The organism is Streptomyces sp. NPDC056296, assembly GCF_042268605.1.
In the GTDB taxonomy this organism is placed as follows: Bacteria; Actinomycetota; Actinomycetes; order Streptomycetales; family Streptomycetaceae; genus Streptomyces.
In genome coordinates, this window is sequence record NZ_JBHJRX010000135.1 from 1 (window position 1) to 2,444 (window position 2,444).

Annotated in this window: 1 protein-coding gene; it reads right to left on the reverse strand. The window is 67.8% G+C overall.

The features are described from left to right. Positions 1-47: 47 nt before the first annotated feature. Positions 48-2,342, reverse strand: a complete 2,295-nt coding sequence (locus ACFCZF_RS40760) for a transglycosylase domain-containing protein (protein WP_376675974.1) — start codon at positions 2,340-2,342, stop codon at positions 48-50. Positions 2,343-2,444: the final 102 nt, after the last annotated feature.

Genomic DNA, 2,444 nt, shown 5'->3' on the forward strand with positions numbered 1-2,444 from the left:
CTTCCACACTGGAAGGGGCCGCCGGTCCTCGTCGTCGCTACGGGGCCTCAGTCGCGTCGGCCGCCGATGCCGTTGCCGCCGTTGCCCTGTCCCTGGAAGAGGTTCCCCGGGAAGCCGCCGTCGGTGCCGCCGTTGTCCGTGCCGCCGTCGATCAGGCCGCCGATGACACCGCCGTCGCCGTTGCCGCCGTCACCGTTGTCCTCGTCACCGTTGCCGCCGTCGTCCCGGTCGCCGTCGTCGCCCCGGCCCTTGTCCTTCTCCTTGCTGTCCGGGATGTCGACGAGGTTGAACTCGGAGACCGGCTCGCCCTCCAACGCGCCCGACATCATGTCGCCCCAGATCGGGCCGGGGACCGCGCCGCCGAAGACCTTGCCGTGCGGGACACCGCCGATGGTGATGTCGACCATCTTCCGCTCGTGCTTGGGGTCGCCGACCCACACGGCGCCGGCGAGGTCCGGCGTGTAGCCCACGAACCAGGCCGCGTAGCGCTCGTCCGTCGTACCGGTCTTACCGGCGCTCGGGCGGCTGTCGAGGCCGGCCTCCCGGCCCGTACCGTCCTCGACGACGCCCTTGAGGAGCGTGTTGATGGTGTCGGCCGTGGTCTCCGACATGGCCCGAGAGCAGGTGGACTTCGGAACCTCGAGCGACTTGCTCTTGTTGCCGACCCGCTGGCTGATCGACTCGATGGCGATCGGCGTGCAGTACATGCCGCGCGAGGCGAAGGTCGCGTACGCGTTCGCCATGGTCAGCGGGGACACCTCGGTGACGCCGAGGGCGATGGACGGCGTCTGCTCCAGCTTGTTGCCGTTGGCGCGCTGGACGCCCATCTTGTCCGCCATCTGCGTCACCGGGCAGATTCCGATGTCGCTGATCAGCTGCACGTAGTAGGTGTTGACCGAGAGCGCGGTCGCCTCCTTCATGTCGTACGGGCCGACCTCGGTCTCGTTCTCGTTGGCGAGCTTCGCGGGATCGTCCCGGTCGTTGAGCCACTGCTTGCCGTCGCAGGCCGCGACCGGGCTCGGGTACTCCATCTCGTACGGCGAGGCGTACGACTTCGTCGCCGGCATGCCGCCCTCGATGGCGGCGGCGGCCACGATCGGCTTGAACGTCGAACCGGGCTGGTAGCCCGCTCCGCCGCCCATGGCGTTGTTGACGGACAGGTTGAGGGTCGTCTCGCCCTTCTTGATGTCGACGCCGTACGGACGTGACTGGCCCATCCCCACGATCTTGCCGGTGCCCGGCTCCACGATGGTGGCCGCGGTCGCCACGTCGTCGCTCGTGTAGACGTGGTCCTTGATCGACTGCTGCACCGACTTCTGGGCCTGCGGGTCGAGGGTCGTACGGATCGTCAGGCCGCCCTGGTTCCAGATCTTGGCCCGGTCCTCCTTGGTCTTGCCGAAGACCGGGTCGCTCAGGAACACCGCGCGGACGTAGTCGCAGAAGAAGCCCGCGCCCTTGACGGCGGTGATGCAGCCGTTCTTGGGCCGGCTGACCTTCAGCCCGAGCGGTGCCTCCTTCGCCTTGTCGGCCTCCGCCTGGGAGATGTCGCCGACCTGCGCCATGCGCGTCAGGACCACGTTGCGCCGCTTGGTGGCCTCCGCCTCGTCGTTGACCGGGTCGTACCGGCTGGGCGACTGGACGATTCCGGCCAGGAGGGCGGACTCCTGGATGTTGAGGTCCTTGGCGGACTTGGAGAAGTAGCGCTGAGCGGCCGCCTCGACGCCGTAGGCTTGCTGGCCGAAGAACGTGATGTTCAGGTAGTTCTCGAGGATCTTCTTCTTGCCCAGCTCCTCCTCGACCTGGATCGCGAGCTTCAGCTCGCGGATCTTGCGGCCGATGGTCTGCTGGGTGGCCTGCGCGACCTTCGTCGGGTCGTCGCCGGCCTCCTCCACGAAGACGTTCTTGACGTACTGCTGGGTGAGAGTGGACGCGCCCTCGGAGACCTCGCCGCTGCGGGCGTTCTTGTTGAGCGCGCGCAATACGCCCTTCAGGTCGACCGCGCCGTGCTCGTAGAAGCGCGAGTCCTCGATCGCGACGATCGCCTTCTGCATGTACGGCGAGATCTCCTTGAGGGGGACCACCGTGCGGTCGCGCGAGTAGACCGTGGCGATGGTGCCGCCCTCGGCGTCGAGGATCGAGGTGCGCTGGCTGAGCGGGGGAGTCTTCAGGTTGGCCGGGAGAGCGTCGAAACTCTCCACCGACCCCTTGGCGGCCAGCCCCAGCGCGCCCACGGCGGGCAACGCGATGCCGGCCAGCACTGCTCCCGCGAGCACACTGACACCGAGGAACTTGGCGGCCTGCTGCGTTGGCGACAGACCACCGCCCGAGCGCTTCTTTGGCATGGAGGCAGCCTAATCCGTAGTTATGAGCGATCCGTCGGAGCGGGTGTTCCTCGGAGCGTTCGAGTACCAGACTGTGACATCCAGAGGCAGCCGGGCCGACAA

Excerpts from the sequence above, each read along its gene's own strand:
- ACFCZF_RS40760 (WP_376675974.1), bottom strand. The coding sequence starts at position 2,342 with ATGCCAAAGAAGCGCTCGGGCGGTGGTCTGTCGCCAACGCAGCAGGCC.